This window comes from Haloferax sp. DFSO52 (assembly GCF_048158745.1).
Lineage (GTDB): Archaea > Halobacteriota > Halobacteria > Halobacteriales > Haloferacaceae > Haloferax.
On sequence record NZ_JBLOPB010000001.1, the window covers coordinates 41,310 to 66,959 of the forward strand.

At 61.2% G+C, this 25,650-nt stretch carries 29 protein-coding genes; 18 read left to right on the forward strand and 11 right to left on the reverse strand.

Translation table 11 applies throughout. The annotated features are described in order from the left end of the window. Positions 1–86: 86 nt before the first annotated feature. From ACK3SC_RS00210 to ACK3SC_RS00225, 4 genes are all read left to right on the forward strand, one after another. On the forward strand, positions 87–290 hold the full coding sequence (locus ACK3SC_RS00210) for a hypothetical protein (protein ID WP_416838115.1): 204 nt from the start codon (positions 87–89) through the stop codon (positions 288–290). 483 nt (positions 291–773) lie between these two features. Further along, a complete protein-coding gene (locus ACK3SC_RS00215) occupies positions 774–1,814 on the forward strand; it encodes a TAXI family TRAP transporter solute-binding subunit (protein ID WP_416838116.1) in 1,041 nt (346 codons plus the stop codon). A 54-nt stretch (positions 1,815–1,868) separates the two neighbouring features. After that, entirely contained in the window at positions 1,869–2,354 is a 486-nt protein-coding gene (locus ACK3SC_RS00220) for a DUF1850 domain-containing protein (RefSeq protein ID WP_416838117.1), read from the forward strand. Positions 2,355–2,356: 2 nt separating this feature from the next. Beyond that, on the forward strand, positions 2,357–5,233 hold the full coding sequence (locus ACK3SC_RS00225) for a TRAP transporter permease (RefSeq protein ID WP_416838118.1): 2,877 nt from the start codon (positions 2,357–2,359) through the stop codon (positions 5,231–5,233). A 42-nt stretch (positions 5,234–5,275) separates the two neighbouring features. Here ACK3SC_RS00225 and ACK3SC_RS00230 read toward each other — a convergent pair whose 3' ends face one another. After that, on the reverse strand, positions 5,276–5,908 hold the full coding sequence (locus ACK3SC_RS00230) for an IMPACT family protein (RefSeq protein ID WP_416838119.1): 633 nt from the start codon (positions 5,906–5,908) through the stop codon (positions 5,276–5,278). 264 nt (positions 5,909–6,172) lie between these two features. Then, on the reverse strand, positions 6,173–6,676 hold the full coding sequence (locus ACK3SC_RS00235; RefSeq protein WP_416838120.1) for an ACT domain-containing protein: 504 nt from the start codon (positions 6,674–6,676) through the stop codon (positions 6,173–6,175). A gap of 142 nt (positions 6,677–6,818) precedes the next feature. On the opposite strand from ACK3SC_RS00235, the gene ACK3SC_RS00240 reads away from it, so the two are divergent. Continuing rightward, complete coding sequence (locus ACK3SC_RS00240) at positions 6,819–7,511, forward strand: hypothetical protein (protein ID WP_416838121.1); 693 nt, start codon at positions 6,819–6,821, stop codon at positions 7,509–7,511. Positions 7,512–7,544: 33 nt separating this feature from the next. On the opposite strand, the gene hisB is transcribed toward ACK3SC_RS00240, so the two are convergent. The 3 genes from hisB to ACK3SC_RS00255 all read right to left on the reverse strand — a co-directional run bounded on the left by hisB (position 7,545) and on the right by ACK3SC_RS00255 (position 9,349). Beyond that, positions 7,545–8,138, reverse strand: coding sequence for an imidazoleglycerol-phosphate dehydratase HisB (gene hisB, locus ACK3SC_RS00245; RefSeq protein ID WP_416838122.1), 594 nt, complete (start codon positions 8,136–8,138; stop codon positions 7,545–7,547). 123 nt (positions 8,139–8,261) lie between these two features. Beyond that, positions 8,262–8,735 (reverse strand): hypothetical protein, encoded by a 474-nt coding sequence (locus ACK3SC_RS00250; protein ID WP_416838123.1) that lies wholly within the window; start codon positions 8,733–8,735, stop codon positions 8,262–8,264. Further along, on the reverse strand, positions 8,735–9,349 hold the full coding sequence (locus ACK3SC_RS00255) for a hypothetical protein (RefSeq protein ID WP_416838124.1): 615 nt from the start codon (positions 9,347–9,349) through the stop codon (positions 8,735–8,737). Before ACK3SC_RS00255 ends, ACK3SC_RS00250 begins: the two co-directional genes overlap by 1 nt. Positions 9,350–9,698: 349 nt before the next feature. On the opposite strand from ACK3SC_RS00255, the gene ACK3SC_RS00260 reads away from it, so the two are divergent. The 5 genes from ACK3SC_RS00260 (at position 9,699) to ACK3SC_RS00280 (ending at position 13,609) form a co-directional block, all read left to right on the forward strand. Continuing rightward, on the forward strand, positions 9,699–10,346 hold the full coding sequence (locus tag ACK3SC_RS00260; RefSeq protein ID WP_416838125.1) for a hypothetical protein: 648 nt from the start codon (positions 9,699–9,701) through the stop codon (positions 10,344–10,346). A gap of 118 nt (positions 10,347–10,464) precedes the next feature. Continuing rightward, positions 10,465–11,625: a S26 family signal peptidase gene (locus ACK3SC_RS00265; RefSeq protein WP_416838126.1), complete on the forward strand. Its 1,161-nt coding sequence runs from the start codon at positions 10,465–10,467 to the stop codon at positions 11,623–11,625. Between the two features lie 60 nt (positions 11,626–11,685). After that, positions 11,686–12,003, forward strand: a complete 318-nt coding sequence (locus tag ACK3SC_RS00270; protein ID WP_416838127.1) for a hypothetical protein — start codon at positions 11,686–11,688, stop codon at positions 12,001–12,003. Positions 12,004–12,109: 106 nt separating this feature from the next. Beyond that, the gene (locus ACK3SC_RS00275) at positions 12,110–13,324 is read left to right on the forward strand and encodes a DUF5305 domain-containing protein (protein WP_416838128.1); all 1,215 of its coding nucleotides are present in this window, start codon (positions 12,110–12,112) and stop codon (positions 13,322–13,324) included. Positions 13,325–13,450: 126 nt separating this feature from the next. Beyond that, positions 13,451–13,609, forward strand: coding sequence for a hypothetical protein (locus ACK3SC_RS00280; RefSeq protein ID WP_416838129.1), 159 nt, complete (start codon positions 13,451–13,453; stop codon positions 13,607–13,609). 52 nt (positions 13,610–13,661) lie between these two features. Here the strand turns inward: ACK3SC_RS00280 and hisA are convergent, their stop codons facing one another. Then, positions 13,662–14,378: a 1-(5-phosphoribosyl)-5-[(5-phosphoribosylamino)methylideneamino]imidazole-4-carboxamide isomerase gene (hisA, locus tag ACK3SC_RS00285; RefSeq protein ID WP_416838130.1), complete on the reverse strand. Its 717-nt coding sequence runs from the start codon at positions 14,376–14,378 to the stop codon at positions 13,662–13,664. 126 nt (positions 14,379–14,504) lie between these two features. Between hisA and glmM the strand changes: the two genes are divergently transcribed. Further along, positions 14,505–15,869 (forward strand): phosphoglucosamine mutase, encoded by a 1,365-nt coding sequence (gene glmM, locus ACK3SC_RS00290; RefSeq protein WP_416838131.1) that lies wholly within the window; start codon positions 14,505–14,507, stop codon positions 15,867–15,869. A gap of 56 nt (positions 15,870–15,925) precedes the next feature. Next, on the forward strand, positions 15,926–16,489 hold the full coding sequence (locus ACK3SC_RS00295) for a GNAT family N-acetyltransferase (protein WP_416838132.1): 564 nt from the start codon (positions 15,926–15,928) through the stop codon (positions 16,487–16,489). Positions 16,490–16,536: 47 nt separating this feature from the next. On the opposite strand, the gene ACK3SC_RS00300 is transcribed toward ACK3SC_RS00295, so the two are convergent. Genes ACK3SC_RS00300 through ACK3SC_RS00310 form a run of 3 tightly spaced genes read right to left on the reverse strand, consistent with a single transcriptional unit; the run spans position 16,537 to position 18,241 of the window. Continuing rightward, a complete protein-coding gene (locus ACK3SC_RS00300; protein WP_416838133.1) occupies positions 16,537–16,782 on the reverse strand; it encodes a hypothetical protein in 246 nt (81 codons plus the stop codon). Between the two features lie 24 nt (positions 16,783–16,806). Further along, positions 16,807–17,175: a phosphoribosyl-AMP cyclohydrolase gene (hisI, locus tag ACK3SC_RS00305; protein ID WP_416838135.1), complete on the reverse strand. Its 369-nt coding sequence runs from the start codon at positions 17,173–17,175 to the stop codon at positions 16,807–16,809. A gap of 55 nt (positions 17,176–17,230) precedes the next feature. Beyond that, positions 17,231–18,241, reverse strand: coding sequence for a prepilin peptidase (locus ACK3SC_RS00310; RefSeq protein ID WP_416838136.1), 1,011 nt, complete (start codon positions 18,239–18,241; stop codon positions 17,231–17,233). 151 nt (positions 18,242–18,392) lie between these two features. Here ACK3SC_RS00310 and ACK3SC_RS00315 point away from each other — a divergent pair, with 151 nt between their 5' ends. After that, complete coding sequence (locus ACK3SC_RS00315; RefSeq protein WP_416838137.1) at positions 18,393–18,686, forward strand: hypothetical protein; 294 nt, start codon at positions 18,393–18,395, stop codon at positions 18,684–18,686. A gap of 76 nt (positions 18,687–18,762) precedes the next feature. Then, positions 18,763–18,915 carry an AbrB/MazE/SpoVT family DNA-binding domain-containing protein gene (locus ACK3SC_RS00320; RefSeq protein ID WP_416838139.1) on the forward strand — a complete coding sequence of 51 codons (153 nt, stop codon included), beginning with the start codon at positions 18,763–18,765 and terminating at the stop codon, positions 18,913–18,915. A 67-nt stretch (positions 18,916–18,982) separates the two neighbouring features. Here the strand turns inward: ACK3SC_RS00320 and ACK3SC_RS00325 are convergent, their stop codons facing one another. Both ACK3SC_RS00325 and ACK3SC_RS00330 read right to left on the reverse strand, forming a co-directional pair. After that, positions 18,983–19,675, reverse strand: coding sequence for a nucleotidyltransferase family protein (locus ACK3SC_RS00325; RefSeq protein WP_416838141.1), 693 nt, complete (start codon positions 19,673–19,675; stop codon positions 18,983–18,985). Beyond that, complete coding sequence (locus tag ACK3SC_RS00330; RefSeq protein ID WP_416838143.1) at positions 19,672–20,901, reverse strand: molybdopterin molybdotransferase MoeA; 1,230 nt, start codon at positions 20,899–20,901, stop codon at positions 19,672–19,674. Before ACK3SC_RS00330 ends, ACK3SC_RS00325 begins: the two co-directional genes overlap by 4 nt. Before the next feature lie 162 nt (positions 20,902–21,063). On the opposite strand from ACK3SC_RS00330, the gene ACK3SC_RS00335 reads away from it, so the two are divergent. From ACK3SC_RS00335 to ACK3SC_RS00350, 4 genes are read left to right on the forward strand one after another with little or no spacing between them, the layout of a single operon-like run. Beyond that, a complete protein-coding gene (locus ACK3SC_RS00335; protein WP_416838144.1) occupies positions 21,064–21,660 on the forward strand; it encodes a CoxG family protein in 597 nt (198 codons plus the stop codon). Further along, the gene (locus ACK3SC_RS00340) at positions 21,657–22,544 is read left to right on the forward strand and encodes an FAD binding domain-containing protein (protein ID WP_416838145.1); all 888 of its coding nucleotides are present in this window, start codon (positions 21,657–21,659) and stop codon (positions 22,542–22,544) included. The genes ACK3SC_RS00335 and ACK3SC_RS00340 overlap by 4 nt, the downstream gene beginning before the upstream one ends. Further along, positions 22,541–23,170: a (2Fe-2S)-binding protein gene (locus tag ACK3SC_RS00345; RefSeq protein ID WP_416838147.1), complete on the forward strand. Its 630-nt coding sequence runs from the start codon at positions 22,541–22,543 to the stop codon at positions 23,168–23,170. The genes ACK3SC_RS00340 and ACK3SC_RS00345 overlap by 4 nt, the downstream gene beginning before the upstream one ends. Next, positions 23,167–25,650, forward strand: a complete 2,484-nt coding sequence (locus ACK3SC_RS00350) for an aerobic carbon-monoxide dehydrogenase large subunit (protein ID WP_416838149.1) — start codon at positions 23,167–23,169, stop codon at positions 25,648–25,650. The genes ACK3SC_RS00345 and ACK3SC_RS00350 overlap by 4 nt, the downstream gene beginning before the upstream one ends.

Consider the following 25,650-nt stretch of genomic DNA (forward strand, 5'->3'; position numbering starts at 1 on the left):
TCGACTCGAACGCGGGTAACGACTAAGTTACCACCCGCGCACCTCCGAATCATGGACGACACTCGGACGTGTGGAGGGAGTCTGCAATGAGCGACCCGTGCGATAGCTGTAGTCAGTCGGTCGAAGACGCACTCGCGCGGGACGTGCGCCTGCAAGTCGACCGCTCGACGGTCGACAATCAGCGACTCTGCCCGACCTGTTTTGCCGACTGGATAACGCGATACAAAGAGAAGATGTCGCCGAAGAAGTCGGACTCCGGCACGACAGACTCGGAGATAATCATCGACTGAGGGCATCTCCGGTCCAGACGAGACCGCGCTTGCGTCGTTTCGTAGCCAGTGCTCACCGCCAGGACCCCGGCGTCCGAGAGGTGTCGGTCGAATCTCCGCTAACCCCTTCTCTTCGGGTCGAAAAACGCTCGACAGTGGTCGTATTCCGTTCGACCCGAAGGTCCCGAACCACACCTCAGCAAGATGCGTGTTAATTGTTAACATACTCGAGGACACGAAGACGTCTGACGCTGCCCACCCCCTCTAGTTCGGGTCGAGTCGCACCAGACAGGCAACACTGAGCAAGGAGAGCTGACAGGTAGCACCATAACTCAGACGTGTTGACATTTGACTAGTTATCCTGTCACACTTGTACTATGTTGGCATTTCACGTATTCCTAACCAGATAGTGAATAATAATTTATGGTACATAATGTGAAAATATACACATTTAACGTTATGAGATGAACAGCCATATATATCGATTAATGCCAATGGTACTGTATGACTCGAAAACTTGACCGCAGACAGTTTATTGCCGCAACAGGCGCAGTTGGCCTCGCTGGCCTCGCTGGGTGTACCGGCGGTGGCGACGGTGACGGAGAGACGACGACCACCGAAAGCGGTGGCGAAGAGACGACGACCACCGAAAGCGGTGGCGAAGAGACGACGACCACCGAAAGCGGAAACGGCGGTTCGACCCGTCTCTCGTGGCACGCAGGCGGAACGGGTGGGACCTACTTCCCGCTCTCGAACGAGTTCAAGTCCGTCATCGAAGGATCGACCGACTTCACCGTTCAGGTCCAGTCGACTGGTGCATCCGTCGAGAACGTCGGCAGTCTCGCCCGCGGCGACGCCGACTTCGCACTGATTCAAAACGACGTCGCGTACTTCGCAAAGAACGGCACGGGCATCGAAGCGTTCGAAGGGAACCCCATCGAGAACCTCAGTGGTGTCGCGACGCTCTACCCCGAGACGATTCATATCGTCACCCTCTCCGACACGGGTGTCGAGACGCCGGCAGACCTCTCGGGCAAGACCATCAACACCGGTGACCTCGGTTCCGGGACGCAGGTCAACGCCAACCAGATTCTCGAAGCACTCGGTGTCACCGACTACAACGAGCAGAACACCGGCTTCTCGCAGGCATCCGACCAGCTGAAGAACGGCGACATCGACGCTGCGTTCGTCGTCGGTGGCTGGCCAGTCGGCGCCATCGAGGAACTCGCCGCGACCGAAGACGTCGTCATCGTCCCCGTCGACGGCGACGACCGCGAGGCCGTCAAGGGCGCAGCACCGTTCTACGCAGACGACGAGATTCCGGCCGGCACCTACGGCCTCGAGAGCCCCGCCCCGACCGTCTCGGTCCAGGCGATGATTGCAACCAACGCCGAGCAGCCTGACGCGACCGTCGAAGCCGTCACTGCGGCAATCTTCGACAACGTCGACGAACTCACTATCAAGACGGACTTCATCTCGAAAGAGACCGCTCAGGACGGCATGTCCATCGACCTGCACCCCGGCGCTCAGGCCTACTTCGGCTAAATCGCCTGCTCGACTCTCAGGTTTCGCAGTATACCAACCCAACCAACTCTTTCGATGCTTGCTTCCAATCGCACACGGTTACTCGTTGCAGCACTCGTTTTAGCACTCGCTGTCGGAGGAAGCGCCGCTGTCCCTGCCGGGCAAGTTCTCGTCGTCGAGGACGCTGAGACAGGTGAAGCGCTGCTGACAGTCCCAGTTCAGGAAGATACTACCGTCTCCATCGAGTACAACCATAGTGTCGAGAAGACACGCGTACTCGACGAGTACACGGTACGAGATGGTGAACTCGAGATGACGAGAATGGAGTTCGAGTCGTACGGGTGGGGGCTCCCAGCCTACGCTGAGGTCCACAAAGAAAACGGCTCGTACGTCTTCGACCCACCGGGAAGCTGGGAAGAAGTGTACGTCAAACCCGGCCGTATTGCGGGCCACAAACTCCACGTACGTGGGAGTACGTACGACCTCGTGGCGCTTTCCGATGCGCGCTCAGTTCGCCTACACGTCACTAACCAGTCGGTCCTCGACGCCGCCCTCCACTGAAAATGACGAACAGAACATCCGACGAGGGTCGAAGCGACGACCCCACTGACCGAAGTGTTGCCCCACGGTCCGACCACACGGGTGGAGACGAACCCGGCTCGCCACCGATTCGAACTGACGGTGGAGAGTCGTCCGACGACCGTGAGGGAGAACGAACAGACGTAGAGACGACTTCAGACGACGCCGCGAGTTCTGACGAGAAAATCTCCGAGGAACAAGCACAGGAGATGCTGGAGGGCATCGACCGAAAGCGGACCCTCACCGGGTGGGCCGCAATCGTCACCTCCTTCATCGCCATCTCCTTTTCGGTGTTTCAGATGTGGTTGGCAGCGCGTGGGTTCGACTTCACTGCGACGCTCCCATTCGTGGGCGAGGTGTCGCTGGGAGCACTCCAGCTCCTGCAGGTGAACTCGATTCACGTCGCCTTCGCACTCATCCTCGCGTTCATCCTCTTTCCGGCGACGACCGGACACGGCGCGTTTGCGACGCGTCTCGGCCGCGTCGTTCCGTCACTCGCGTCGAGTTTAGGTGAAGACCACCTCCTCACGCGTGCCGCAGACAGTGTCCGGCGGTTCGTTCGATGGCTCGTTGTCGACCCTGAACGCGAGCGTGTGACGGTACTCGACGTTCTCTTCATGGTCTTGGCCGCGGCGACGGCATTGTACATGGTGATGGAGTGGAGCGAGATTCAGCAACTCCGTATCTTCGGCCTCGAAGCAGGTCGAAGCGTCGCGGAGTACCTCGGTCCGCTCGGAATCCTCGCCGAGGCAATCAGTGCGCTCGGCATCCCGCTTGCCGACGTGTCGTACCCGTTCTTCCTCGGCATCGTCGGCGTCTTCTTGGTGCTCGAAGCGACGCGACGGTCGCTCGGGTTCTACCTGACGCTCATCGTCGCGTCGTTCATCGTCTACGCCAGATACGGGTACATCATCTCGCCGTCGACACCGCTCATCGGCGTCCTCTCTATCCCGCAAGGGACGTGGCCGAACATCATCCAGAACCTCTGGTACAACACGGAAAACGGTGTGTTCGGGATTCCCGTCACCGTCTCCGTGCAGTTCATCTACATCTTCATCCTCTTCGGTGCGTTCCTGGAGATGTCCGGTGCTGGCCAGTGGTTCATCGACCTCGCGTACGCCGCGACGGGGACCCGAAAAGGTGGCCCGGCGAAGGCGTCTATTCTCGCGTCCGGATTCATGGGAACCATCTCCGGGTCGTCGATTGCGAACACCGTGACGACCGGTGCGTTCACCATCCCGTTGATGAAGAAATCCGGGTACCGCTCTGAGTTCGCGGGTGCAGTCGAAGCGTCTGCGTCCTCTGGAGGGCAGATTCTCCCGCCCGTCATGGGTGCGGCCGCCTTCCTGATGATAGAGTTTATCGGCGTCCCGTTCTCCGATATCATCATCGCAGCGACGATTCCGGCCATCGTGTTCTTCTTCGGTGTCTGGGTGATGGTCCACCTCGAAGCGACACGGGCCGACATCGGTGGACTCGACCGCTCCGAAGTCGTCGATATCGCACCACACCTGAAACGAGGGTGGTTCTACCTCATCCCAATCGTCCTGTTGCTGTTCTACCTGCTCGTCGAGCGACTGACAGTCGCCCGGTCGGCGTGGTTCACGCTCATCGCCATCATGGCGCTGTTGTCGGTCGTCGCAGCGTACACGAAACGGACGCGTATCCCGCTCATCGGCGGCATCTTGCTCGTCTTCCTCGCGCAAGCCGCCTCCTACGCCATCACTGGTGTCGGCGCTCTCGACGCCATCACCGGTGTCAGTGGTGAACCGATGGGCATCGTCGACGGAGTTCTCGCTGCCGGTGGCGAGCTTGGTATCATCGCCATCTTCGTCAGTCTCGTCATCATGATTCTCCGACCGGGTCTCGATTCGACCCTGGTCGAATTTGACGACGCTGTCGACGAGGCGTCCCAGAGCATCGCCTCGGCCGTCTCCCGGCCGTCGCTGGCGGACGTCAACGCGTTCCGCTACGTGACGTTCATCGGGAAGTCGATGGACTCGGGTGCCCGAACGTCCACCGAAGTCGTCGTCGCCGTCGCCGCCGCGGGTATCATCCCCGGCGTCGTCAGTGCGACGGGTCTCGGTCCGAACCTGACGGCACTCATCAAAGCAGTCGCAGGCGGGTCTATCGTCCTGCTCTTGATCTTTACCGCAATCGCCTCTATCATCCTCGGAATGGGGATGCCGACGACGGTGACGTACATTATCCTCGTCTCCCTACTCGGCCCGGCGATTGCCCAGTCGTCAGATATCCCGCTGTTGGCAGCACACCTGTTCATCCTCTACTTCGGGGTGATTGCAGACATCACACCACCGGTGGCAGTGGCAGCGTATGCCGCGTCTGGGATTGCCCGGTCTGACCCGTTCCAGACCGGGGTCCAGGCGTTCTCGCTGTCACTCAACAAGGCAATCGTCCCGTTCGCGTTCGCGCTCACACCGGGCATCCTGCTCCTTCGCGGCCGTGGTGAGCAAGCCGCCGTCATCACAGGAGCAGATGTCGCCGACATCGGGTACTTCATCCCCGAAGTCGTCATTCCCGTTTTGGGTGTCTTCATCGGTGTCATCGCACTGGGTGCGACGGTCATCGGCTACTTCTACAGTCGCGTGAGTCGCGTCGAGCGCGGTCTGTTCGTCGTCGCAGCGTTCCTGCTCATGGCACCGGCACTGGTGTTGAACGCCGTATTCGACCTCGGCGGCGCACTCGGCCTCGTCGGGGCCGTTCCCAACACGGTCACCGTCGACCTCGCGATGCGATTCGCAGGTGGCATCCTCTTCGGTGCACTCGCACTGAAGAACCGCCGCGAAGCAGAACAAGGAAAGCGCGAGACTCCTGCAGGGTCGCCCGAACCAACCGACTAACGTCGGTTCGCGTTCATTCTGCGCGACTCCCGTCGCGTCCGGTTATTCTATTTCGACACGGCCACTCGTCGCACTCCGGAGTCTGTCACGCAGACTGTCGGCGTCGGCGACGGGGACGCGAACCGAAAACGAGACGCGCTGGTCGTAGTCGGCGTCGAACTCGACACCAGTCGATTCGAGGATGCCGCGAACACTGCCCGAGTCGTCGTATTCGACCGTCGCAGTGAACCGTTCGTGCGGAATCTCTTCGACGATTCCGGCCGCGTCGAGCGCTTCTTTGACGGCACGGGAGTAGGCCCGTGCGAGGCCGCCGACGCCGAGGTTGGTCCCGCCGTAGTAGCGGGTCACGACTGCGACGACGTTGCGAACGTCCTGCTGAACGAGGACGTTGAGGGCGGGTTTTCCCGACGACCCGGTCGGTTCACCGTCGTCGCTCTGGTACTCTCTGAGCATGACGGTTCCACCGCCGGGAACGGCCGACGACGCTCCCCCTGCCGGGACACGATAGGCGGGGACGTTGTGTGTCGCATCCGGATGCAGTGCTTCGATTTCGTCGATGAACGCCTCCGCGTCTTCGACCGTCTCCGCGGGCGAGATGTAGCCGATAAACTCCGACCCTTGCACCTCGAATCGCGCTTCGGCCCGCTCCGCAACGGTACGGTAGGCGTCAGTCATGACTGCGAGTTGGCGTCGCGGCATGCAAAAGCGTTCGCACCGGGCCGGTAACAGGGCCGCAGATTACTGCCCGCAGGCGTTCGCGTACGACGTACACCCGTTCTGGATGCAGACTCCACAGAGATGGCGCGTTCGCGAAACCTGCGTGTCACAGCACATGCAACTGCGAGCGTGACTCATACGATACAGTAGCGGGAAATGACATATGAATCTTATTCATTAATTGACAGAAACTCACACAATCGAACAGGCACGTTCGGCCGGTCACGCGATCGTAATCCGCCTGATGAACGAGAGGCTCGACAGTTCGTTGAGCAACTCACCGGGAATCGCCTCGTCGGTGATGATGTAGAGTTTCGGGTCGTCGGTGAACTCGGGGTCTTCGCTTATCGTCTGGCGGATGGAGATGCCGGCATCGGCGAGTTTCGAGGTGACCGTTGCGACGATTCCGGGTTCGTCGGCGTTCGCGACCTCGACGGTGAGCACAGACAGATCGAGCACTGGTGCGAGGTCCATCAGACTCGGAATCGAAGAGATGTTCTGGAAGATACGTCGCAGTTCTTCGTCTGCGAGGATGGCATCTGTCGTCGAATCGACGACTCGTCGGTCGACTCCCGCCTCACGGGCGATGCCAGTGTTTGGAATCTCGATACCGCCGGAGACGACCCGTCCCTGGTCGTTCACGGAGAATCCGCGTTCTAAGAGCAGTCGAATGACAGCCTGTTGGCTCGGACTGCCTTCGAACTTCTCCATAATCTCGTCGAACATTCGTCGTCTCGCAAATTTACGGCCAGATACATTAAGTGGTGTGTCGGAGATGCGACGAAGTTGCCCACGCGTATCTCGGTTTATTCGGACGAGTACAGGTTCGGCACGAGGCTTTAACCGTCGTGGCGAAGACGCGTGGACCATGCGCGAACTGAGCACGTGCGACTTCTGCGGCACTGGCGCTGTCGGTGTCTTCGAGGTACTGCCACCGGCACTCACACCGGCCGAAGACCAGAAACGGGTCGTCCTCTGTGACCACTGCCAAGCGACGCTGACCGACGTCATTTCGCCGCTTCTCACGCGACTCGGTGTCGATGCCGACCGCTCGTCGGACCGCCAGACACAGTCTGACGACCAAACAGTTCCAGACGACCCCCCGGCAGAGCTGGGTGCATCCGCGACGACGACGAGCGCGGACGAATCGACTGGGGGTGTCGCATCGGTCGATGTGAGCGCCGTCGACGCCGCTCCATCACCGTCGGAATCGGCCGACCACGATTTGGCTGACACGCTTGGTGACGAGTTAGTGGCGGACGACGGGTCGACGGCAGACGACGACGGGTCGACGACAAACGACGACGAACCCGAAGACCACGGTGCCGACGAATCGGACACGACGGAATCGGCTGCCGACGACACCCTGACGGAGCCACCGAAGTTCAGAAAGGTCGTTCGTATCCTCCAGAACCGCGAGTTCCCCGTCGAGCGCGCCGACGTCGAAGCACTGGCGTCGAACGCCTACGATTTAGACGACGAACAGGTTGCAGATATCTTCGACTACGCGGTCGAACGTGGCCTTCTCGTCGACGACGGTGGGACACTCCGAAAGCCCTGAGCGCGGCCCGTCCTCGTCCCGCTGAAAAACGAGTTACAGTTTTCCTTTGGTACTCGGCGTATCCGAGCGACGTGGGTCGACCCGAGTCGCATCGTCGAGTGCGCGTGCGAGCGCCTTGAACAGCGCTTCGACTTCGTGGTGGGCGTTTTCTCCCTCGACACTGGCGTGCAAGGTGAGCCCTGCGTTCATCGCCAGCGACATGGCGAAGTGTTCGGCCATGACGCTCGTGAACTCACCGACGGACGGTTGGGAAAAGTCGCCGGAGAAGTCGAAGAAGGGGCGACCAGACACGTCGACGACGACGGACGCGACTGCTTCGTCCAGCGGGACCTTTCGGTCGGCGTAGCGGACGATGCCCCGTTTGTCGCCGAGCGCCTCCGTGAACGCCTCTCCGAGGACGATTGCCACGTCCTCGACGGTGTGGTGGTCGTCGATGTGCAGGTCACCGTCGCACTGGACCGTCAGGTCGAACAGCCCGTGTTTGGCGAAGGCCTCCAGCATGTGGTCGAAGAATCCGATGCCGGTTTCGACGGCGGCGTCACCGTCTCCATCGACGGTGAGTGTGACGTCGATGGTCGTCTCGGATGTCTCGCGGGAGACGGCCGCGGTTCGGTCGGCGTCGCTCATATCGCGTTCGAGGGGGGCCGGGCATATAGGAATTCGCGTCGGTGGCGACCTGCGAACGTGATTCGTCGGCAGTCGTCGGAGCGTGGTGGGACCAGTCAAAAGAGGAACAGCGTAACTCGTCGTCTATTCTTGCACTTCTCCTTGGCTGTCTTCGTTCTCACCTTCGCCAACTTGGTCGTCTTCGGTTCCCTGTACGTTCGAGCTATCGCATGGCACTGGTCGGGTGAATTCGATTCGAATCGCCTGCCCCTTCGCCACTACGTCGATGGTCGCATCACAGGACACGTCGGCGAATTCGAGTTGGCGGGCCTCACCGTGCTCGATCGTCGCCGACTTGGTGGTCGAAGCGCCATTGTCGTGAACCTCGACAACCACGTCCAGTGACTGGTCACTCGAGACGGTGTTGGTTAGTTGGACCATCAGGTTCTGAACGTCGTCTACCTCCGCAGCGTACCCGAGCGCTGCCACGTCGTCGGGGGCGACGTTCACTGTCGTGCCACGCTCCAACTGCGTCGTGCTGAGACTCTGTGTGCCAGTGGCCGTCACCGCGAGGACTGAGACGAACACGACAGCCACGACGATTGCTCGAAGTCGCATCAGTCGTCAACCTCCGGCGGTGGTCCCTCGTTTCCAACTCGCATCGAATAGCGATTGTGATAGGCAAAGACAGACGACGAAAAGAGGAACGTAATCGCGACGAACTCGGCCACTGCCACGTCGGAGACGACCGAGAACGGATAGAAGTTGAGCCACGCAAGCGTGACGAGAACGGTCGCACCCAGAGAAAGAAGGAAGAAGTAGATACTCCACGGAATCTGTCTGCCCGAGACAGTTTCGAGATAGACGTCGAGCTCCTGGCCGTATTCTGTGAGTTCGACCGTTCCGCGACGTTGGTCGTAGTGGATGAGACCCAGTTCGTCCATCTTGGGCGCGTGAAACTGGTACAGCGACGTGTGGACGTTCTTCCGGTCACCGTACGACAGAGACCCCGGCTCCGACCCAAGTTCCCAGGCGGCGACCTGTGTCGAGACGTCCGACAGCTCGACCGGACCTCCAGAATCGATTTGCTTCAGGTGGTGTAAGGCGTACCGCCGTCGCCGATTACTCAAGGCCTCGAACACGTCGTCGCGCGTCGGTGCCCTGATGGTCGTGTACGTCGTGTCCGGTGTGGTCCGGAACTCACCTTCGTTTATTGATTTGGATTTGTTCATGTTCCCCCCGTGAAGACCGCAGTTAGCCTCTACCGTTGGTATGTAACTGTCCACTGAGAGTCGCTTAGTTAGAGACATTGTATTGTCAAAAGTCGAAGAATAACCCAATGGTAGGAACGTTTGTTAGCGTTGAAAGACTATCCTAACGGACTGTTGCTGGAACTCAAGGGCCCCATTTCTCTGACCCTCCGGACCCATTTCCAAATCACTATGGTCGATTGTTGAACCGGGGGAGCCTCTTTGCGTCAGTTTGTGTCTGTCTATTACTACGTGTCAACCCAGTGATGTTGAGAGTGACGCGTCTCCGACCGATGGTGGCAGGCGCGTGGAGAATACCAAGGAGAAACTCATGCAACGACGTAAATTCATAGTCGGATTGGCATCGCTCACCGCTGGTGCGAGTGCCGCAGTAGGAACAGGTGCATTCTCGAACGCGACAATCCCGGACCGCGCCGTGACTGTCAACGTCGAAACAGACGACAATGCGACAATCGCACTCGTTCCGGGTGCCGACCCAGACATCAGTCTCGTGAACGGTCAACTCGCAATGGACCTCACCGGGAGCAACGGAGAGGGTGTGAACATCAACTCTCTGTACACGTGGGGAGACCACACCGACCCAGCGAACGACTACGCGTTCAAGATCGTCAACAACGACGAGTCGGAGTACGACGACGTCGTGTTCAAGTACGAACTTGATGACGACAGTTGGGTGGACAACGCGACGACCTACGACAACGAGTCGTTCATCAAGTTCAGCGTGTACTCACCACCACAACCCAACGGGTACTGGGGCTTTATGAAATGTCCGAACAACCAACTGGCGACACCGAACCCGGTCTCACGTAATATGCCGACGAGTGGGCCCGTCGACTTCACTCCCGGTCAAGTGCTGTACGTCGTCATCGACGTCGACACGACTGGTGTCGACGCGACTGTCGCGGACGACCTGTCTGGAAAGCTCTCCATCGAAGTGTCGGGAATCGGAGGAAACTAAGAGAGACACCCCTCTCCGCCAGTCCGGACGTTCGAGATAGGTCCGCTGGTGGATGCACCGGTTTTTCGGATGGAGGGTGAACCAACCGCAATTACCGAATTACAAAGGCTCAAACACTGTGACTCGATTCCCCACACGGCTCGTCGAAACCGCCATTTTCGCACTCATCGTTCTCTTCGTACTTTCAGTCGTCCTCGGCGCAGGACTCGGTCGGCCAGTCGTACTCGGGTACGTCGAAACAGGGAGTATGAAACCTGCACTCTCACCGGGAGACGGGTTCGTCGCGGTTCCCAGCGAGTTAGTCGGGTCGTTCGACACAGGAGACGTCGTCGTATTCCGTGCAGAGCGACTCAATGGAGGTGGCCTCACGACGCATCGTCTCGCTAGTGAGACAGCGAACGGATACACGACGAAAGGAGATGCAAACCCCTCGCTCGACCAGGCAGCGGGAGAGCCACTGGTCAGTGAGACACAGATTGTTGCGAAGGTACTTACAGTCGGTGGCGAGGTCGTCGTGATTCCGCACCTCGGGACGGTGATTACCGGGCTGCACGATGTGATGGGGGCGCTCTCAGACGCAGTCAGCGGATTCGTCGGGTTCGAATCGAATAGTAACCTTCCATTCGCACTTCTGGGCGTCGTCGCGGCGTCGTTCATCTATCTGTGGGACGTGTGGAAGACGTCCACCAGTACGGGCCGTGAGCGAAAGCGGACACAGAACGGAGGAACAGAAGTACGAACTGTCGCGCTCGTGATGGCTAGCCTCTTTGTACTCGCTGTAACAGCAGCAATGGTCGTTCCCTCGGGGGCAACCATGTACGACTTCGTTAGTTCGAATCACGACACGCCAGGGACGAACGTCATCGGTGTCAGTTCGTCAGAAGAGACGACGTACAACCTCGAAAATACGGGTCTCTTTCCTGTAGTCTCATTCCTCCACACCAACGGTGACGGAATTGCAGTCACATCTACCACGGTAAACGTCGCACCCAACGCAGACGTTGCAGTGCCGGTAACGCTGACGGCACCTGACGAAACTGGATACGTCCGGTACTTCGTGGTCGAACATCGCTACATCGCCATCCTTCCCACGTCCGTTCTCTACTCCCTCTACATCATCCACCCATGGCTTCCCATCGTCGTCATCGACACCCTCGTCGGAATCCCATTTTACCTCCTCGGCGTCGCCTTGCTCGGCACAGGTCGCATCCGCGTTCGGTCGAAGAACCGAACACTCCCACTCAGTACACGCATCCGACGCCTGATTCGAACTCGATAACAACCCGAACGACGAGTTAGTCGGAGACTTGCTAAGATACGTTGTCACGTTCGGGTACGTATGCGAGCCATTGCTCACCTTCCACACCGACCAGTCAGATCAGCTGACATCCAACAACTCAACGACAGTGACCACCTGTACGTCGTCCCCTACGGTGGGGTCGAAGAAGATGGAGAGATGCACATCTACGCACTCAAACTCCTCACCGGCTCGACGGCCCACGCACTCGGGTTCGACGATTCAGCGCAAACGTGGCAACAGTTGTCCAGCACCGAGGCAGCGAACATCGCCGACACTGAACAGAATCTGGACGATTCACTCGACGACTGGGTTCGCTTACAGTACGGCGACCGGTTCGAAGTCACGAAACTGAGCTGAAAAACCGGCAGATTCCCCCACGAGGCCGCGTTAGCACCGGCCGAATCGACGGTATCCGAGATTAGCCGATGAGTTACTAATCTCATGACAGGTCAATCTGTTTCAAATGACGGACAGGAATATTCGGATACAGGGGGTGGTTGCAGACTATTTCGTCGTGGTGGTCATCGTTCTCCTGGTACTCGCGTCAGTCGGGGCGTACACCGGGTACATATCGTACGTTAACCCGGGAACGCATGTCGAAGAACGTCGAGGGGCATCGTGGGCGACGACCGCGGAGTTCGAGCACGCGGCGACTGTTTCGAAGCCGAACTCAGTCTACGACGTGGGAACGGCGCTCGAAGACCGCCCGGCGTACTTTAGCGCAATCACGCCGGTACTAGACGGAGTGTTCGTCTACGGGTACACCGCCAGTGAGAGCGGTGACCTCGTCGTCGATACCCGGTCAGAGCTCGTCTTGCAGTCGGTGAAGCGCGACCAGACTGGAAGCGCCGAATCGCCCTACTGGCAAATCAGTCGAACGATAGACGACCCAGAGGAAACGCGTCTCGCCCCCGGTGAAACCATCAACACACACTTTTCGGTCGACGTGAACGAACTCGCCAACAAGAGCAGCGAGATCGAAGAAGAACTCGGCGGAACGATTGGAACCACCCAGTCGTTCGTCCGTGTCACTGTCGACATCTCCGGAACCGCCAACGGCGAAGCAGTCGACAAAACAGAGGTGTACACTCTCCCAGTCGGTGTGGGGAGCGTCTACACCGTAAGCAACCCTGGCGAGATGACCGAAGAGTACGTCGCGACCCAGCAGGTTGTCGTCCCGAACGAACCAGACCCGCTGATGGGAACGCTATCGGCGATTCTGTTCGTCCTGTCGCTCACTGCACTCGGCGTCATCGTCGTGAAAAAGCAGACCGGGTCGCTCGAACCGACAGCCTCTGAGCGCGAGTACCTCGCGTACCGAGAGTCTCGCTCAGACTTCGACGAGTGGATAAACCGCATCGAACTGCCCTCGTCGGCGTTCGACCTGCCGATGGCCGAAGCCGCGTCACTCGGGGATCTCGTCGACTTCGCTATCGACACCAACAACAGCGTTCTCGAAGACCCTCACGACGGGACGTACTACGTGATTCACAGCGGCTACCTGTACGTCTACGACCCCCCAATCATCCATGGCGACAACCACACCGACGTGGACGAACACCGCGAATCAGACGCTGGAGCTGATTCGGTTCCGGTGTCCAGTGAGTCGTGGGTCCAAGATTCGGTTTCAGGGTTGACAGACCACACAGAACCGTCGCGTGAGACAGACTCGTCGTAAGTAGGACCAGAGGACGGACGGTTTCTTGGTCGTCTCACCAAGTTCAAACCAGCCATATTAGCGTTGTGGCCGCGTCAGACACCTGTCTGCCGAGAACTTCATATCTTCCGACGGATACTGTGAGGTATGCATCGTAAGGGAGCGCTGGTGGCCGGATACACCATCTGTGTTGGGGGACTCCTGTTGACCGCACAATCAGAGGTTGCCGTCGCACTCGGTCTCGCACTCGTGTCGCTGGCGGTGGGAGCGACAGCACTCGCAGAAGGTACTCAGAACAACAGATGACGTGGGTGGAGCACGTCTCTCGTTCGGGCCGCGAGTAGCCTCGCGCTCCGACTCAGGCGTCCATCGCTTCTTCGAGCGTGAACCGCCCTTCGTAGAGTGCCGTGCCGACGACAGTCGCGGCCGCACCCGCGTCACGAAGCGCCGCGATATCGTCAAGTGAGGCGACGCCACCGGAGGCGACGACGGGGATATCGACCGCGTCGACGACACGAGACGTGGTTTCGAGGTGGACGCCTTCGAGTTGCCCTTCGACATCGACGTCAGTGAAGAGAATCGCTGCAGCACCGAGTTCTTCGTATCGAGCAGCGGCCTCAGCGGGGTCGAGGCCGGTTCCTTCGGTCCAGCCGGAGACGACGACTTCGCCGTCTTTCGCGTCGAGGCTGACCATCACACCATCTGGGTAGTCCGCCGCAAGTTCGGAGACGATATCGGGGTTTTCGACGGCTGCAGTTCCGAGGATGACGCGGTCCAGACCACGGTCGAGGAGGTCACGAGCGCCGTCGGCAGTGCGAATGCCGCCGCCGAGTTGGACCGGAACGTCCACTGCATCGAGCACGGCATCGACCGCCGGTGCGTTCTTTCGCTCGCCTTCGAATGCGCCATCGAGGTCGACGAGGTGGAGTGTCTTCGCACCAGCGTCGACCCAGCGCTGGGCGGCCTCGACCGGGTCGCCGTAGGTCTTCTCGGTACCGCGTTCACCCTGAACGAGTTGGACGACTTCACCGTCTTGCATATCGACGGCGGGGATGACTTCGAACTCCGGGAACATACGACATCGTCTGCGAGCGACGGCCCTAAACGCACCGAATGCGGCGACGCCAGCGGGGGGACGGTGCGTCACTCGGAAAACAACAGTTCGGAACGGCTTTGTCGCGCCGGGTAACAGACATACCCAATGAAACTCTTCGGTTCCAGCGGGACGCGCGGTGTGGTGGGTGAGAGCCTCACCCCGGAGTTCGTCCTCCGCGTCGCCAAGGCCGCCGGGACGGTCTGGACCGCCGACCGCGTCGCCATCGCCCGCGATACACGAACCACAGGAGAGATGTTCGTCAACGCCGCCGCGTCCGGTCTCGCGAGCGTCGGCGTGGACGTAGACGACCTCGGTGTGGTTCCGACACCCGCCGCCGTCCGATACTGTGAGAGTGAGTCCATCCCGGGCGTCGTCATCACCGCCTCGCACAACCCACCCGAGTTCAATGGCGTCAAACTCGTCGGCGACGACGGTATCGAACTCTCTGTCGAGGAGTTAGAGCGCATCGAAGACCACATTCTCACCGAAGAGTTCGACGTCGCGGCGTGGGACGAAGTCGGCAGTTGTCGATCGGTCGAGACGGTGAACGACGACTACCGCGAGGAACTGCTCGCGAACGTGGACCGCGAGGCCATCGCCGCCGCGAACCTCACCGTCGCACTCGACCCCGGCCACGGCGCTGGGTCGCTCGTCACCCCCGACCTCTTGCGCGAACTCGGCTGTGAGGTCCGCACGGTCAACGCCCAGCCAGACGGCCACTTCCCCGGCCGAGAATCCGAACCCGTCCCCGAGAACCTCGGTGACCTCGAACGACTCGTTCGTGCCACCGGCGCCGACATCGGTATCGCACACGACGGCGACGCAGACCGGGCCATCTTCGTCGACGAACACGGCCAGACCATCTCCGGCGAAGCATCGCTCGCCGCACTCTCTGCTGCCTTCCTCGAACCGGGCGACTACACCGTCTCTGCGGTGAACGTCTCCCAGCGACTCGTGGACGTCTGCGACGACGTGGGTGCCGAACTCGAACTCACCCCTATCGGAGCGACGAACCTCATCACGAGAATCCGCGAACTCTGGCGGGCAGGCGAGAACGTCCCCATCGCCGGCGAGGGCAACGGGGGCATCTTCTTCCCGAACTATCGACTCGTCCGCGACGGGGCCTACATCGCGGGAAAGTTCCTCGAACTCGTCGCCGAACGCCCCGCGAGCGAGGTTGTCGCGCCCTATCAAGAGTACTACAACGTCCGCATCAACATCGAGTATAGCGACGAAGCGGAGTTGACGGCCATGCTAAACGCCGCCGACGAGTACGCCGCGAACGCCGACGCGACGCCGAACACGACCGACGGCTACCGCCTCGACTACGGCGACGCGTGGGTACTCGTCCGCCCGTCGGGGACAGAGCCCAAAGTCCGCATCTACGCCGAGGGTCGCGACGAAGCCCGGGCGACCGAACTGGCTGAAGACGCCGAAGACGCCCTCCGCGCTGCAATCGCCGACCTGTAGCGGGGCTAGTTCTGTACGCAGGGAACCATTTTCAGGCGGGGGTGGGACCTTCATCCATGGACAGTGCCATCGCCATCAGACCCCCGTCTTCGCTCGCGGAGATGCGAGCCGTCTGGGACGTGAACGTTCGGTGTTGGCTCGATGCCTACGGCCACATCTTCCCTGACGACGCCCTGCCGGACCCAGACGCCGGCCCCGACGACCACGAACTTCGTCAGCGATTCGAGTATGTGAACATGCTCAACGAAACCGACTCGGGGAGATACGTCGTCGCCGTGGACGAATCGGCACCAGATGGAGAGACTGGTGTCGTGGGGTTCGCCGCCACACGATGGGGTGACGAGACGAAGTCGTTCGTCGGTGACGACGACGCTGATCTGTGGGTCATCTATGTCGACCCGACTCGCTGGGGTGACGGAATCGGGTCGGCACTGCTCGACGAGGTCACAGGGGCAATTCCGTCACGATACGACCGTCTCGTCCTTGAGACGTTCGCAGACAACGACGGTGGCAAACAGTTCTACCTCGCACGAGGGTTCACCGTCATCGACCGAATCGAGACGGACGTCGGAGACGACAGCTATCCCGCACTCATCATGGCTCGCTCACTCGACGCGTAATCGCCGCGAGGAGGTCACACAGAAACTAATCGCTGCGAGCACGCAACTCAGAAACTAATCGCGGCGAAAATCAGTGCGAGTGCCCCGAAGACGAGGAGCATGAACCCGCGTTCGAGGTCGGAAGCGTCGATGGCGTCCTCCGGCGGGTCCTCCCGTGTCGAGTCGAGGACGAACTCCGGGTCGTCTGAGCGGGCGACTCGACGGGCGGCGGCGGCGCTCTTGAGGAGTCGGGCACCGAGTGCGAAACACCCGAGGCCCACGACGACTGCCACGACGGTGATTGCGTTTACCATTGCTCCTCGCTGTCTCTCGTTCGGTTACTGGTCGTCGTAGACGGCGGCCGGGTCGAAGACGCGTTCACCGACGTTCTCGCCGTCGATGGTCCGGTAGAAACACGACCGATGGCCGGTGTGGCACGCGCCGACGTTCTGGTCGACGAGGTAGAGTAACGTATCGGCGTCACAATCGACGCGCACTTCTCGTATCTCCTGTGTGTGGCCGCTCGATGCACCTTTCTCCCAGAGTTCGTCGCGACTGCGCGAGTAGTAGTGTGCTCGGCCCGTCTCGATAGTCCGTTCGAGCGCCTCCGGCGAGACGTACGCCAGCATGAGCACCTCCCCAGATTCCGCATCCTGCGCCACGGCGGGGACGAGTCCGTCGTCCCCGAAGTCGACATCGACCGTCATAGTTCGGGCGACGAGGTCACGGGGGTTATCTCTTGTGCGTCGTGGACGCGTGACATCAGGCGATTCCGAGCGCGCCCAGCACGCCGAAGAGGATGTCGCCGTAGACGAACGCGACGACCAGTCCGACGAACATCGGGACGATGAACGGAATTCCCGGCGAAATCCAGACAGACTCGCGAGTCGTCACGAGGTCGAGCCCACCACGGAGTTTCTCGGGTGTCGTCCCGTACGCAGAGCCCTCGATCGACTCGAGGAACGCCGCCGCACCCCACGGGTCGTCGAAGTCGGTCTCGGGGTCAGCGTCTGCATCCGGCGACTGTTCGGCTTCAGTGACTCCCCCATCAGTACGCACCGTTCGATGGACTGCACCGTCAGTCGGGTCGAACGTCTCGTCGATGCTCTCGGGGTCACGGAACGTGTCGGGGGTCTCGCGGAGGTCAGAGAGCGTGATGCCACGCCAGCGAAGGTACATTCGAAGCGCGTCGATATCCAGGCCGTTTCGCGTGATACCGTCGGGCGACTCGAAGAGACGGCCGTGCGTGGTCGAAAGCGACGGGACCGACACGCGCCGGCCGACGAACGAGAGGGGGAACTCGAACTCGCCTGCGGTGAGGTTGCGGACGGCGAGCAACAGGGGGTACGCGAGGCCGACGATAACGGTGTTCGTCAGGATGGTCATCGAGAAGACGCCGAGCGCCGTCTGTTCGAGGGGGAACACCAGTTCGCCGAGGGTGTAACTCGGGAACGTCGGCAACAGGATGGCGAACACCATGAGCGCCTTGGCGTCGGCACCACCGAAGCCACCGAGTCGCCAGAAGAGGTACGAAAGCGGGACGACGAAGAAGACGCTCACGCCGACGCGGATGAGATAGAGGCGGTCGAACACTGTCTCGACTGGCAGGTGGCCGAGCAGTTCCCACGCGAGCAAGACGAGTCCCAGCGCCGCCAGCGGATACCAGACGACGTTGGGGACGCGTCGCGTGCGAATGTCGCGCCACGCAGTCCACGCGAGGACGGGTACGACGACCAGTCGGAGGAGGTCAGGGAGCGTCCCGATACCGAACATACCCGCAGACTGGGGGCAGGGGAGTTAGGTGTTCGGGATGGATATCAATCGTGAAAGTAGACGGTGTCACGGCATGGCAAACCCACAATACCGCCAACACAGGTTCTCCTCCAGAAGCTATATAACCGCGTCCACTGCAGAAAGAGGTGACATGTGCCGGGAGACGAAGCGAGAGCCAGCCTGGGTGTCGGCCATCAGGCTGGCGTTCCTCCGAGGAACGATAACCATCGAGGGCGTGATGGAAGAAGCAAACCTCGAGCCCGGCCACGAGCGAACGGTGCAAAACGTACTCTCGACGATGGCCGAACGAAATCTCATCAGACCAGTCGAGTCGAAAGAAGACACCTACGTCCCTGGTCCCGTCCTCATCGAATCCGACCGATACAACCTCGACTTCTCGAAAGCCTCGAACGGCGGTGCCCATCGCTGGAAGTCGGCCAACTAACGTCCGACGGCCCCATCTCTGTCATCGTCTTTTCATAGCGTAAACTATGAGTGAACTACGCGGGTACTCAGTGACTATGGGACGTCTTACGGACACGAAGATATCCGAGAAGAACCTGACGACGATACCGAAACCAGTGCGGAATTTCCTCGATGTCGGTGCCGGCGACCGAGTCGAGTGGCACGTCGAGGACGGACAGATTCTGGTCAAGAAACTCGATTCAGCGTAAGCATTCGAGACAGCGTAGGCATTCGAGAAAGGGTCGGTGACGACGACCCAGGTTCGGCGTGTCGCACTCAGATGTCGTCTGGGGCGTCGATGTCGCGCCGAATTCCAGCGTCGGCGACGTCGACGAGCGCGCTCCTCTCGCCGTCGAGAAGAATCTCCCGCCCGCCTCTGTCACCCTCGGTGTCGAGCAGGGCGTCGAAGTGACGTGCGTCGAAGAGGACCGGGTTTCCTCTGGTACCCTCGAACGCCGCGGCGAGTGCGTCACCAGCGCCGGTCTCGTACGCGACACGGAGCGCGTCGACCGTCTCAGAGGCGACAAACGGCATGTCGCCGAGTGCGACGACGACAGCATCTGCGTCGGGGTATCGGTCCCGGACCGCTTCGATTCCCGTCCGAAGAGACGATGCCTGTCCCGTGTCGTAAGCGTCGTTGACGGCGATTTCGACAGGGAGACCGTCGAGAGCCTCGCGCACACGGTCGGCTTCGTACCCGAGGACGACGACGACGGCGTCGACGCCGCTGTCGACGAGCGTCTGGGCGGCGTGACGGACGACGGGGTCCCGGTCGACCGTCGCCAGCAACTTGTTTTGGTCACCAAATCGACTGCTCGTCCCGGCGGCGAGCAAGACGCCAACCACGGTTGGTGAGTCGCCCATCGAGTCGGAATCGGATGCAGCGTCAGGAGTAACGCCCCGAACGAGCGGTAGGTCTCGGGAATCGACCGGCGTACCCGGCCCTCCTTCCGGGCGTTTTCCTGTCATCGTTCCAGTACCGAGTACGGGACGACAGAGACCTGTTCGTCGGCCGCGACCGGGTCCTCCGTGAGTACTACCCCGTCTGCCGCGCTCGCACGGGTACTTGACGAGAGGACGCTCGGATTGAACGTCTCGTCGTACACCGAGAGCGCCGAATCGACGTGGCCGAGCGGCATCGCGACTCCATCCTCGACGGTCACCGGAATCCCGTAGGTGAACCCGGGTGGGGCAACGTCGACATCGCGCGCCATTCGCGCAGTGACCGTCGGGAGCGACGTCTCACCGGTGAAGAACGGGCGAGCGACGAGCGCCGTCACGAGGTGTGCGCCGACTGGCTTGCCGGGGATGGCAAATGCAACCGCATCGTGGTCGGGGAGTCGAGCCACAGCGATGGGTTTGCCCGGCCGCAGTTGGACGCGGTGGAACAGCACGTCTCCGAGGTCGGCGAGTGCCCGGACGACGTAGTCTTTGTCGCCGACGCTCGTCCCCCCGGTGGTGACGACGACGTCGTACTCTCGGGCGAGGTCCGCGATTCGACGTTTGACACGGTCGTGGGTGTCGGGGACGGACCCCTCGTACGTCGCCTCGTGGCCCCACGACCGGATCAGGCCGGCGAGCATCGGCGAGTCGAGGTCGGCGAGGCGGCCCTCGTGAATCTCCGTGCCGGTCGCCAGCAGCCCGACGGAGAAGCGTTCGTGGACGCGAACCTCCTCGATACCGAGGTCGCCGAGCAGTAGCGCGTCTTTGGCACCGAGGCGGTCGCCGACGGCGAACAGTTCTTCTCCCGCGGAGACGTTGCTCCCACGTTCGTACACGTACGTCCCGGGTTCGATGTCGGGTCCGGTGAGACGACCGTCTTCGACGACGGCCTCTTCGCGTTTGAGGACGGCGTTCGCCGATGGCGGGAGTGGTGCACCGGTCGCAATACGGGTCGCCGTCCCGGAGGCGAGCGCGGGTGGTTCGTCCTCCGGAAACACGCCGGTGTCGACGACTTCGAACGGATACGAGTCGGACGCGTCGAACGCGAATCCGTCCATCGTCGCGAAACTATACTCTGGGAGGTCGACGGGAGCAGCGACCACTTCTGCGACCGTCCGACCGACGAGATTGTCGAGCGAGACACGTTCGGTCCCGAGTCGGGACAGCTGAACGTCGCGGAGCGAGCGAGTTCGCCTGATTGCGTCCGAGACCGGGATGAGGTCGTCGCATTCATGCGATTTTACGTTACTCATTGGATTGGATTACCTCGTGAGCAGTGATAACATACCACCGAACACTTATTGTCACGGTGTACTATGAAAGATGACGAGGTAATAGTATGCACATAGTGCGGGGTTATAAAAGATGACAACGGACAGTGACCGACCAACGAAGCTCGAAGGCGGGTGGCACTGATGGAGTTCAACGGCGAGTTCGAACTCGAGAGCGTCCCACCGGAGAAAGCGTGGGTCGTACTGTCAGACCCTATCGCGGTACGAAACTCGTTGAAAGGCTGTAAGTACATCACGCCGAAGACCGACGAGTTTAGCTTCGACGACTACGAGCCGGAGGAGGATGTCGAGACACTCCCCGAGGCGGACCCCGAAGTCGTCGCGGCGCGCGCGTTCAAAGAGGGACAGGAGTACGCCGCACTGATGCAAATCGGCGTCGGGAGCGTCAAGCCACGCTTCGAGACGACCGTGACCATCCAAGAGCGCGACGAAGACGACTTCATCATGACCGCAACGGGCGGGGGAAGCGCGAGCGGCAGCAGCTTCAGCATGGAGTCGGGGATGGAGATTAACCCACTCGAGAACGGCGACGGGTCACGTATCGAATGGTGGACCGAGGCCGACATCTCGGGTCGCATCGCCCAACTCGGGTCACGCGTCATCAACCCTGTGGCGAACAAAATCGTCGGCAACTTCTTCAAAGATATCGAGCGCCAGATGACCGAAGTCAACGAGGAGACGGATTCGAGTATCACAGACCGAATCCGAGGGTTGCTATGAAGCCCGCACCGTTCGAGCAGCACGAACCGACGACAGTCAAGGAGGCGGTGAGCCTGCTCGAAAGTCTGGACGACCGGGCGATTCTCGCCGGCGGCCAGAGTATGGTTCCGATGCTTCGATTCCGACTCGCAGTGCCGGAGACCATCATCGACATCAACCGCGTCGAGGGACTCGACAACTTCGGAGAGGAGGACGGGTGGCTCAAACTCGGCGCGCTCGTGCGCCACGCAGACGTGGAACACTCCGACCTCATCGCCGAGAAGTACGGCAGTTTCGCCGACGCGGCCCCGCTCGTCGCTGACCCGCAGATTCGAAATCGCGGGACGGTCGCCGGGTCGGTCGCACAGGCAGACCCGAAAGGTGACTGGGGGAGCGTCCTCCTCGCCCACGAGGGCGAAGTCGTCGCCCACGGCCCCGACGGCGAACGGACCATCCCAGCGGACGAGTTCTTCCTGTTACCGTACGACACGACGCTCGATGAGAACGAACTGCTCACCGAACTTCGCGTCCCGGTTCCGGCCGCGAACGAGGGGAGTGCCTACCACAAACTGAAACGCAAGGTCGGTGACTACGCGATGGTCGGGTCGGCCGTGCGGCTCATCCTCGACGACGACGGCGTCATCGAGAAGGCCAACATCGGTCTCACCGCCGTCGACATCACAAACGTCCGGGCGACCGACGCCGAAGAACACCTCGAAGGTGAACGTCCGGGGAGCGAACTGTTCAAGCGCGCCGGCGAGCTGGCGGCAGAACAGTCGAACCCCGAGGCCGACGAACACGGCGGCGTCGCGTACAAAGAGCGGATGGTGAGCGTCCTCACCCAGCGGGCGCTCGCCGACGCGGTCGAACGTACTGGCGCGGTGAAACGAAAGGTGAAACAATGACAATCACACGAGAGATTACGCTCACGGTCAACGGAACCGAGCACACGGTAGAAGTCGAACCGCGCCAACTCCTGGTCCACGCCATCAGGGAAGAACTGGACATGACCGGGACGCACATCGGGTGCGACACCGGAAACTGCGGCGCGTGTACCGTCGTGAAGGACGGCGAACCCATCAAATCCTGTCTGATGTTCGCCACGCAAGCCGACGGAAGCGAACTCCTCACCGTCGAAGGAATGGAAGAACTCCCCGAGGCGGCCGGCGGACTCCACCCGTTACAGGAGGGCTTCCGCGAGGAACACGGCCTCCAGTGTGGGTACTGCACGCCCGGCATGCTCATGTCCGGGAAGGCACTGCTCGACGACAACCCGAACCCGAGCGAAGGCGAGATTCGCGAGGCCATCAGCGGCAACCTCTGTCGCTGTACCGGCTACCAGAACATCGTCAAATCGGTCGAGTACGCGTCGGAGAAACTCTCCGAGGTCGCCGCCGCCGACGGTGGCGTCGACGCGAGCGACGCGCCCAGCACGGCCGACACCGAGTTCACCTGCGGCGTCGAGAACTGCTGCGGCGGCCCATCGACCGACCGCGAACACGTCTCCGACACGGGAGGTGACGTCCGATGAGCAGCGACGAGCGACCGTACGTCCACTCGGAAGACGGCGGACCCGACCCGGAGACGTTCTGTGGCCACGGCCGCGGCGGGATGGGCGAGGAGGTCAAACGCAAGGAAGACCAGCGGTTCATCACCGGTCGCGGCAACTACGTCGACGACATCAAGAAACCGGGGATGCTCCACTGCGAAATCGTCCGCAGTCCGCACGCCCACGCCCGCATCGAGAACATCGACAAATCCCGAGCGTTAGACGTTGACGGCGTCGTCGCCGTGCTCACCGCAGACGACCTGCTCGAACACGGCCTCGCGACGATGCCGACGTTGATGTCGGACACGCAGGACGTGCTCGTCAACGACAAGGTGAAGTTCCAGTCCCAGGAGGTCGCCGCGGTCATCGCGACCGACCGCTACACCGCGAAGGACGGCGCGCAGAAGGTCGTCGTCGACTACGACGTTCTCGACCCGGTCGTCGATCCGAAGAAGGCGCTCGAAGACGACGCGCCACTCATCCGCGACGACATCGAAGGGAAAGAAGACAACCACTGTCTCGACTGGGAGACAGGCGACGAGGAGGCCACCGCGAAGGTGTTCGACGAAGCCGACGTGACGGTCAAAGAGCAGATGCTCTACCAGCGACTCCACCCCGCACCAATCGAGACGTGTGGAGCGGTCGGCGACTACGACCCCGGCAAGGACAAACTGACGGTGCACATGACCTCGCAGGCGCCGCACATCCACCGGACGCTGTTCTCGATGGTGGCGGGCATCCCCGAACACAAGATTCGCATCATCAGCCCCGACGTGGGCGGTGGATTCGGCAACAAGGTGCCCATCTACCCCGGCTACGTCGTCGCTGCGGCGGCGTCGGTCGTCCTCGAAAAGCCGGTGAAGTGGGTCGAGGAGCGCTCGGAGAACATCCAGACGACCGGGTTCGCCCGCGACTACGACATGACGGGCGAAATCGCGGCGACCGAAGATGGCGAGATTCTCGCGGTCAGAACCGACGTGCTGGCGAACCACGGCGCGTACAACGCCGTCGCCCAGCCATCGAACTTCCCGGCGGGGTTCTTCAACATCTTCACCGGGTCGTACGACATCGAGACGGCCTACGGGTCGTTGACGGCGGCCTACACGAACACCGCACCAGGCGGGGTCGCCTATCGCTGTTCGTTCCGGGTCACCGAAGCCGTCTATCTCATCGAGCGGATGGTGAAGGTGCTCGCCGACGAACTCGGGATGGACCCGGCGGAGATTCGACGGAAGAACTTCATCCCGGCGGAGAAGTTCCCCTACGAGAGTCCGACCGGATGGAACTACGACTCCGGCGACTACGAGAAAGCGCTCGACCTCGCACTGGAGATGGCCGACTACGACGCCTACCGCGAAGAACAACAGCGCCGTATCGACGAGGATGCCGACAAACTGCTCGGTATCGGCATCTCCTCGTTTACCGAAATCGTCGGGGCCGGACCCGGCAAGACCTGTGACATCGCGGGCGTCGAAATGTTCGACTCCGCCGAGATTCGGGTCAACCCGACCGGAAGTGCCGTGGTCAGAGTCGGCGTCCAGACGCAAGGACAGGGTCACGAGACCACGTTCGCCCAAATCGTCGCCGAAGAACTCGGCATGGACGTCGAAGATATCACGGTCGAACACGGCGACACCGACAACGACCCGTACGGGCTCGGTACCTACGGGTCGCGGAGTACGCCGGTCGCGGGCGCGGCGGCAGCGGTTGCCGCCCGGAAGGTCCGCGAGAAGGCAAAGACCATCGCCGCGAACGAACTCGAAGCGAGCGAGGACGACGTGACGTGGGACCGCCAGAGCGGCGAGTTCCACGTCGTCGGCGCACCGGAGCGGTCGGTCACGATTACCGAAATCGCCGCCGGTGCGTACATGAACCACCCCGCGGGCGAAGAACCCGGCCTCGAAGCCGTGGATTACTACGACCCGCCGGAGATGACGTACCCGTTCGGTTCGTACATCGTCATCGTCGAAGTCGACCGAGAGACCGGTGAAGTCGAGTTCGAGAAATTCGTCGCCGTCGACGACTGTGGGAACCGCATCAACCCCATGATCATCGAAGGGCAAATCCACGGCGGACTCGCCCAGGGTATCGGGACGGCGATGATGGAACACGTCACCTACGACGACAACGGCAACGTCACTGGTGGCGACTTCATGAACTACCTCCTTCCCACGTCGATGGAGATCCCCGAATTCGAGACGGGATACACCGTCACGCCGTCGCCACACCATCCCATCGGTGCGAAGGGCGTCGGCGAATCGCCGACCGTCGGGTCGCCACCGGCCATCGTCAACGCCGTCGTCGACGCGATGTCGCACGCCGGCATCAGCCACATCGAGATGCCGATGACGCCAGACAGAGTCTGGGAGAAACTCGACGAAGCGGGCCTCGCCATCGACCCGGCCGACCACCTCGACTTCGAGTTCGAAGCGGCGGGAAGCGGCGAGACAGCAGACGACTAA

Bases quoted from the DNA above. Each gene is read 5' to 3' on its own strand.
- ACK3SC_RS00210 (WP_416838115.1), top strand. From the start codon at position 87: ATGAGCGACCCGTGCGATAGCTGTAGTCAGTCGGTCGAAGACGCACTC.
- ACK3SC_RS00215 (WP_416838116.1), top strand. From the start codon at position 774: ATGACTCGAAAACTTGACCGCAGACAGTTTATTGCCGCAACAGGCGCA.
- ACK3SC_RS00220 (WP_416838117.1), top strand. From the start codon at position 1,869: ATGCTTGCTTCCAATCGCACACGGTTACTCGTTGCAGCACTCGTTTTA.
- ACK3SC_RS00225 (WP_416838118.1), top strand. From the start codon at position 2,357: ATGACGAACAGAACATCCGACGAGGGTCGAAGCGACGACCCCACTGAC.
- ACK3SC_RS00230 (WP_416838119.1), bottom strand. From the start codon at position 5,908: ATGACTGACGCCTACCGTACCGTTGCGGAGCGGGCCGAAGCGCGATTC.
- ACK3SC_RS00235 (WP_416838120.1), bottom strand. From the start codon at position 6,676: ATGTTCGACGAGATTATGGAGAAGTTCGAAGGCAGTCCGAGCCAACAG.
- ACK3SC_RS00240 (WP_416838121.1), top strand. From the start codon at position 6,819: ATGCGCGAACTGAGCACGTGCGACTTCTGCGGCACTGGCGCTGTCGGT.
- hisB (WP_416838122.1), bottom strand. From the start codon at position 8,138: ATGAGCGACGCCGACCGAACCGCGGCCGTCTCCCGCGAGACATCCGAG.
- ACK3SC_RS00250 (WP_416838123.1), bottom strand. From the start codon at position 8,735: ATGCGACTTCGAGCAATCGTCGTGGCTGTCGTGTTCGTCTCAGTCCTC.
- ACK3SC_RS00255 (WP_416838124.1), bottom strand. From the start codon at position 9,349: ATGAACAAATCCAAATCAATAAACGAAGGTGAGTTCCGGACCACACCG.
- ACK3SC_RS00260 (WP_416838125.1), top strand. From the start codon at position 9,699: ATGCAACGACGTAAATTCATAGTCGGATTGGCATCGCTCACCGCTGGT.
- ACK3SC_RS00270 (WP_416838127.1), top strand. From the start codon at position 11,686: ATGCGAGCCATTGCTCACCTTCCACACCGACCAGTCAGATCAGCTGAC.
- ACK3SC_RS00275 (WP_416838128.1), top strand. From the start codon at position 12,110: ATGACGGACAGGAATATTCGGATACAGGGGGTGGTTGCAGACTATTTC.
- ACK3SC_RS00280 (WP_416838129.1), top strand. From the start codon at position 13,451: ATGCATCGTAAGGGAGCGCTGGTGGCCGGATACACCATCTGTGTTGGG.
- hisA (WP_416838130.1), bottom strand. From the start codon at position 14,378: ATGTTCCCGGAGTTCGAAGTCATCCCCGCCGTCGATATGCAAGACGGT.
- glmM (WP_416838131.1), top strand. From the start codon at position 14,505: ATGAAACTCTTCGGTTCCAGCGGGACGCGCGGTGTGGTGGGTGAGAGC.
- ACK3SC_RS00295 (WP_416838132.1), top strand. From the start codon at position 15,926: ATGGACAGTGCCATCGCCATCAGACCCCCGTCTTCGCTCGCGGAGATG.
- ACK3SC_RS00300 (WP_416838133.1), bottom strand. From the start codon at position 16,782: ATGGTAAACGCAATCACCGTCGTGGCAGTCGTCGTGGGCCTCGGGTGT.
- hisI (WP_416838135.1), bottom strand. From the start codon at position 17,175: ATGACGGTCGATGTCGACTTCGGGGACGACGGACTCGTCCCCGCCGTG.
- ACK3SC_RS00310 (WP_416838136.1), bottom strand. From the start codon at position 18,241: ATGTTCGGTATCGGGACGCTCCCTGACCTCCTCCGACTGGTCGTCGTA.
- ACK3SC_RS00315 (WP_416838137.1), top strand. From the start codon at position 18,393: ATGTGCCGGGAGACGAAGCGAGAGCCAGCCTGGGTGTCGGCCATCAGG.
- ACK3SC_RS00320 (WP_416838139.1), top strand. From the start codon at position 18,763: ATGGGACGTCTTACGGACACGAAGATATCCGAGAAGAACCTGACGACG.
- ACK3SC_RS00325 (WP_416838141.1), bottom strand. From the start codon at position 19,675: ATGACAGGAAAACGCCCGGAAGGAGGGCCGGGTACGCCGGTCGATTCC.
- ACK3SC_RS00330 (WP_416838143.1), bottom strand. From the start codon at position 20,901: ATGAGTAACGTAAAATCGCATGAATGCGACGACCTCATCCCGGTCTCG.
- ACK3SC_RS00335 (WP_416838144.1), top strand. From the start codon at position 21,064: ATGGAGTTCAACGGCGAGTTCGAACTCGAGAGCGTCCCACCGGAGAAA.
- ACK3SC_RS00340 (WP_416838145.1), top strand. From the start codon at position 21,657: ATGAAGCCCGCACCGTTCGAGCAGCACGAACCGACGACAGTCAAGGAG.
- ACK3SC_RS00345 (WP_416838147.1), top strand. From the start codon at position 22,541: ATGACAATCACACGAGAGATTACGCTCACGGTCAACGGAACCGAGCAC.
- ACK3SC_RS00350 (WP_416838149.1), top strand. From the start codon at position 23,167: ATGAGCAGCGACGAGCGACCGTACGTCCACTCGGAAGACGGCGGACCC.